General features: G+C 62.8%; 8 protein-coding genes. 6 read left to right on the top strand and 2 right to left on the bottom strand.

Going from position 1 to position 5,447, the window contains the following annotated elements:
- Together RLDS_RS30430 and RLDS_RS30425 are read right to left on the bottom strand one after the other, a co-directional pair.
- Positions 1-687: HlyD family secretion protein (locus tag RLDS_RS30430; RefSeq protein WP_021224406.1), on the bottom strand; the 687-nt coding region annotated here is incomplete at its 3' end.
- The gene (locus RLDS_RS30425) at positions 684-1,241 is read right to left on the bottom strand and encodes a TetR family transcriptional regulator C-terminal domain-containing protein (RefSeq protein ID WP_223308156.1); all 558 of its coding nucleotides are present in this window, start codon (positions 1,239-1,241) and stop codon (positions 684-686) included. The genes RLDS_RS30425 and RLDS_RS30430, both read right to left, overlap by 4 nt.
- A gap of 282 nt (positions 1,242-1,523) precedes the next feature.
- Between RLDS_RS30425 and RLDS_RS30420 the strand changes: the two genes are divergently transcribed.
- From RLDS_RS30420 to RLDS_RS30395, 6 genes are all read left to right on the top strand, one after another.
- Entirely contained in the window at positions 1,524-1,868 is a 345-nt protein-coding gene (locus RLDS_RS30420) for an ArsR/SmtB family transcription factor (RefSeq protein ID WP_025160953.1), read from the top strand.
- A 10-nt stretch (positions 1,869-1,878) separates the two neighbouring features.
- Positions 1,879-2,415 (top strand): arsenate reductase ArsC, encoded by a 537-nt coding sequence (locus RLDS_RS30415; RefSeq protein WP_020819443.1) that lies wholly within the window; start codon positions 1,879-1,881, stop codon positions 2,413-2,415.
- On the top strand, positions 2,412-2,858 hold the full coding sequence (gene arsC, locus RLDS_RS30410) for an arsenate reductase (glutaredoxin) (RefSeq protein ID WP_020819444.1): 447 nt from the start codon (positions 2,412-2,414) through the stop codon (positions 2,856-2,858). Before RLDS_RS30415 ends, arsC begins: the two co-directional genes overlap by 4 nt.
- 13 nt (positions 2,859-2,871) lie before the next feature.
- Positions 2,872-3,945: an ACR3 family arsenite efflux transporter gene (gene arsB / locus RLDS_RS30405; protein WP_025160954.1), complete on the top strand. Its 1,074-nt coding sequence runs from the start codon at positions 2,872-2,874 to the stop codon at positions 3,943-3,945.
- Positions 3,942-4,724: an arsenical resistance protein ArsH gene (arsH, locus tag RLDS_RS30400; RefSeq protein WP_021224405.1), complete on the top strand. Its 783-nt coding sequence runs from the start codon at positions 3,942-3,944 to the stop codon at positions 4,722-4,724. Before arsB ends, arsH begins: the two co-directional genes overlap by 4 nt.
- Before the next feature lie 412 nt (positions 4,725-5,136).
- Positions 5,137-5,447 (top strand): hypothetical protein (locus RLDS_RS30395; RefSeq protein WP_031297269.1); only part of this gene is annotated, 311 nt, incomplete at its 3' end.

Raw genomic sequence — 5,447 nt, 5'->3', positions numbered from 1 at the left:
GCCGGGTTCGCGCACCCGTGCGATGATCGTGCCGGTGCCGGGTGCAAGCAGAACCGTGTCGGCGAGCGCGGTGGCGGCTTGAGCCCGTGCTGCCTGTGCGGCGGCGAGGCGCGCTTGCCCCGCCGCGATGTCTTCCTTGCGGAAGCCTTCGGCGGCTTGCGAATGCGCGGCCCGGGCCGCCTTGACACTGGCGGCGGCCTGATCGCGCGCAGTGCGCGCGGCATCGACCGTCTTTTGACTGGCGGCTCCCGACGCGAGCAACTGGCTCTGCCGATCAAAATTACGCTCCGTGTCCCTGGCGACGGCCAGGGCCTGATTGAGGGCCTCCTGCGCCTGCGCAATCTCCTGCGGCCGCAGCCCGCGGCGCAGTTTGTCGAGGTCTGCCTGTGCGGCCGCTACGGCGGCGTCGGCGGCCGCGAGCGCTTCCTCGAACGGCTGCGCGTCGAGAGTCGCCATATGTGCGCCCGGCTCGACATGATCGCCTTCATCGAACAGCATCTGCGCGACGCGGCCGGACTGGCGGAAGGCCAATTGCACCTCCCGGATGTCGACATTGCCGTACAGATTGAGGGCGTCGCCGTCGCGGCTGCCCCGCTGCATCCACAGCCATCCAGCACCGATGATCACGATGACGGCCGCAATGATCAGGATCCGCTTTGTCGTGCCGGACAGGCGGATGTTCTTCATGATGATGCTCCGACGCCGCGCAGATAGATGGCGAACACGCCGGGCGCATCGCTGCGGATGCGGGTCACATCGTCCGCCAGCATGGATTGCATGACCAGGCCCTGGACCGTGCCGATGAACAGGGTGGCCGCGGCTTCCGGATCGAGGTCCGCATGCAGTTCGCCCCGTGCCTTTCCGGCGTCGAGCAGGGTATGCAGCCGTTCGCCATAATGGCGGATCAGGGTCTGGGCCATGCGCTTGGGAAGCGTCTCGCCCGGTCGCTGCAACTCCCCGAACAGCATTCGCGGTACACCCGGGTGATCAGACACGAAATCGATATGCGTCATGAAAACCGCTTCAAGCGCGGCAGCCGGAGAGGCGGCTTCCTCGACCGCCTTGTCCACGCGGCCGAGCAAGCGCTCGGTCACCCAGGACATCACCGCCTGCAGGATGGCGTCCTTGGTCGGGAAGTGGCGGAAGAGCGCGCCCTGGGTCAGACCCATCCGCTGGGCGATGGCCGTCGTGGTGATGTCGCTCGGGTTCTGTTCCGCGGCCAGGCCGACCACCGCCTCCACGGTCGCCGCCCGTCGCTCGTCAGCGGGAAGATGTCTGGACCGCCCGTTCATAGCTTGCGCCTTCAAAAGATAGTAATCTATTACTATCTATCTGTCATGAGCGTCTGGCGCAAGATGGTTCCGCCTGGATCGAGGCTGTCGGCCCATCCGCATGAGTGCATCATGGTCACTCAGACCATCGGCCATCTCCATAGTGGTATATGATTCTATACTTCTCGAAATGTAGATTGACCGCGCAGGCGCCTACTATTATTCGATGAGTTTGGAAGGATGGAATCGACCATGAAGGAGTTCAATCCGCAGGACTCGGCCGTCGAGGCGCTTGGCGCGCTGGCGCATGACACGCGCCTGTCTGTCTTTCGTATGTTGGTGAAGGCAGGGCCCGATGGACTGATCGCCGGCGCCATCGCGCAGGCCGCCAATGTGCCTCCGTCCACCATGTCGCATCATCTGGGTATTCTTGAACGGGCGGGACTCGTGGAGTCCGAGCGGGAAAGCCGGCTCATCCACTATCGCGCCGATTATGAGGGGATGCGCCGGCTGCTGGCCTTCCTGATGGAGGACTGCTGCCAGGGCGTCCCTGAAATGTGCGCCGATCTGTTCGGCGAGCTCGACTGCAAGGCCTGAGGTTACTCCCATGTCCGACACGATCGGCCCCGGCAAGACCTACAACGTGCTCTTCCTGTGCACCGGTAACAGCGCCCGCTCGATCTTGGGCGAAGCCATCATGAACAAGCTGGGGGAAGGGCGTTTCCGCGCCTGGAGCGCCGGCAGCCAGCCCAGGGGCGAAGTCCATCCGATGGCGCTCTCGGTTTTGAACGGGCTTGGGTTCGACACAGCGGGCATGCGTTCGAAAAGCTGGGACGAGTTCGCCGTGCCGGACGCGCCGCAATTCGATTTCATCTTCACCGTCTGCGATAACGCCGCAGGCGAAACATGTCCCGTGTGGATCGGCCATCCGATGACGGCGCACTGGGGCATCGAGGATCCGGCCGCCGTCGAAGGCGATGATCAGCGCGAGGCCTTCATGCAGGCCCTGCGCTACTTGCAGAACCGTATTTCGCTGTTCCTCGCGCTCCCGCTCGCCAGCCTCGACGAGATGGCGATGCGGCGCAAACTCAGGGAAATCGGCCAGAGCGAGGGCGCCAGCGTCAGGGCAGGAGCATGCGAATGACCCACCCGGAGACGCCTGTCGACATCGTCATCTACCACAATCCTGAATGCGGAACCTCGCGCAATGCGCTGGCCATGATCCGCAATGCCGGCATCGAACCGCATGTCATCGAGTACCTCAAGACTCCGCCTTCGCGTGCCTTGCTGGCAAGCCTCATCGTCCGCGCCAGCGTCACCCCGCGCGCCCTGCTGCGCGAGAAGGGCACGCCCTTTGCCGAACTGGGACTCGACAATCCGGATCTCACTGATGCGCAGTTGATCGATGCGATGATGGAACATCCGATCCTCATCAATCGGCCGCTGGTCGTCTCGCCGCTGGGCGTGAAGCTTTGCCGTCCGTCCGAGGAGGTCCTCGACCTCCTACCGGCTGACCAGCGCAGCGCCTTCGCCAAGGAAGACGGCGAACAGGTGATCGATGCCGCCGGCAGGCGTGTCACCGGTTGAACGAGGGATCAAGATGACCGCACAGCCCAGGCGTGAACGCCTGTCGTTTCTCGATCGGTATCTCACCTTGTGGATTTTCCTCGCCATGGCGCTCGGCGTGGGTCTGGGATCGACCTTCGAAGGATTGCCAAGGGCGATCGACAGCCTGTCCTGGGGGACCACCAACCTGCCCATCGCCATCGGCCTGATCCTGATGATGTATCCGCCGCTCGCGCGGGTGCGCTATGAGGAACTGCCGCGCGTGTTCGAAGACAAGCGGGTGCTGGCGATCTCGTTGATCCAGAACTGGATCATCGGCCCGGTGCTGATGTTTGCGCTCGCCGTCATCTTCCTCAGCGACAAGCCGGAATATATGACAGGCCTGATCCTTATCGGCCTCGCCCGTTGCATTGCCATGGTCATCGTCTGGAACCATCTCGCCAAGGGCGACAACCAGTATGTGGCTGCGCTGGTCGCGTTCAATTCAATCTTCCAGATCCTGTTCTTCAGCGTTTACGCCTGGTTCTTCCTCGCCTTTTTGCCGCCGCTGCTCGGGCTGGAGGGCAGCGTTATCAATGTCAGCTTCTGGACCATCGCCGAGGCGGTGCTGATCTATCTCGGCATTCCCTTTCTGGCTGGATTTCTCTCCCGCAAATGGCTGGTCAAGGCTAGGGGGAATGAATGGTATGAAACCTGCTTTCTGCCCAGGATCGGCCCGATCACGCTCGTCGCGCTGCTGTTCACCATCGTCGCCATGTTCAGCCTCAAGGGCAATGAGATCGTGACACTGCCGGGTGACATACTGCGGATCGCCATCCCGCTCACCATCTACTTCGTGGTTCAATTCAGCATCAGCTTCTTCATGGGCAAGCTGATCGAGAGCGACTATCCGCGCACGACGGCGGTGGCGTTCACGGCCGCGGGCAACAATTTCGAACTGGCGATTGCGGTCGCCATCGCCGCCTTTGGACTGGCTTCCCCGGTCGCCTTCGCTGCGGTGATCGGGCCGCTGGTCGAGGTTCCGGTGCTGATCCTGCTGGTCAACGCCGCCTTCTGGTTCGGGCGGCGCTGGTTCCCCGACAGCGTGCCGGCGGAGGTCCGGGCATGAACGAGACGAACCACAGCCGATTGCGGACGCTTGCCGATCCCGACCGTCTTCCAGCGCTCAAGCCTGACTATGTTCATCGGCGTCCAGCCCTGGGCCTGGGGGATCTCAATCCGCCGCCGCGCATCCTGCTGCTCTACGGATCCTTGCGCGAACGGTCCTATTCGCGGCTTGTGGTGGAAGAGGCGGCGCGTCTGCTCCAGTTCTTCGGCTGCGAAACGCGGATTTTCGATCCCTCCGATTTGCCGATGCCCGATCAGGTCCAGGATGACGATCATCCGGCGGTTCACGAACTGCGGGCGCATGCGCTCTGGTCCGAGGGCCAGGTCTGGTGCAGCCCGGAACGGCACGGCCAGATCACCGGGATCATGAAATCGCAGATCGATCACCTGCCGCTGGCTTTGAAGGGCATGCGCCCGACGCAGGGTCGCGCCCTTGCCGTCATGCAGGTCTCCGCAGGTTCACAATCGTTCAACAGCGTGAACAGCTTGCGCGTCCTCGGCCGCTGGATGCGGATGTTCACCATCCCCAACCAGTCGAGCGTCGCCAAAGCCTTCACCGAGTTCGACGAGGCCGGGCGGATGAAGCCGTCGAGCTATTACGACCGGATCGTCGACGTGATGGAGGAACTGGTGCGTTTCACTGTCCTGCTCCGCCCGCATGTCGATCAACTGATCGATCGCTATTCGGAGCGGGTCGAAACGGATCGACCGGTCATTGCTCCGGCGGAAATCCTCGCCTCGATCGATGGGACTCTGGTTCCGCCACGACAGAAGGCATGATGCCCAATGGCCCCGCGCGTCTCGGTATCCAGAACGAACTGGCAGACATTTATGGCCGTTTGAGTGCCTTCGACTGACCGGGTCTGGACGAGGGCGTGACGGCTTGCTGCTATGCCGAGTCCGAAAGGAGCTGGATCGCCGGTGCCCAGGATGGGGCGTGGGCGGCTTTCTACATCAGCGGCGATGCGACGGATTATGGGAATGGTTCGAGGCTGAGCGCACTTTTCCGCAAAACGCCGCCGATGACGCCTGTTGTGCGCCGGCGGTGCCAATAGCGAAATCAGGCTGCCGCGGCCAACGGCGCGCAACAATATCTCATGGACGTGGATCGATGCCGGAGCCGTCCAGATGAGAGGGGAGTGGGAAGGAGTGATCGAGCCAAAGCTCTGCTCAAGCCCATTTGGATATCCCCATGTGCGATCTCACCTCAATCCCGGCCGAGGCCGGCTCCGCTCCCGCGCGCCTGCTCGATTATATTCGCGTCGATGCGCCGCAGCCCGTCGTCCTGGCCTATGGCATCGGTGTCGACAGCACCGCGCTTCTTCTCGAACTTGAAAGCCGGGGCACGCCGCCTGACCTCGTGATCACCGGGGATCCTGGCGTCGAGAAGCCGGAAACTTATGCCTATCAGAAGATGATCGCCGCCTGGATGGCGGCGCGAGGAATTCCCTATGTGACGGTGCGCTACACACCGCGCCGTTTCAAGCATTGGCCGCCCTATTT

This window comes from Sphingobium lactosutens DS20 (assembly GCF_000445105.1).
Lineage (GTDB): Bacteria > Pseudomonadota > Alphaproteobacteria > Sphingomonadales > Sphingomonadaceae > Sphingobium > Sphingobium lactosutens.
Note: the sequence above shows the minus strand (reverse complement) of the source record. Positions and strands in the feature narration are given on the sequence as shown.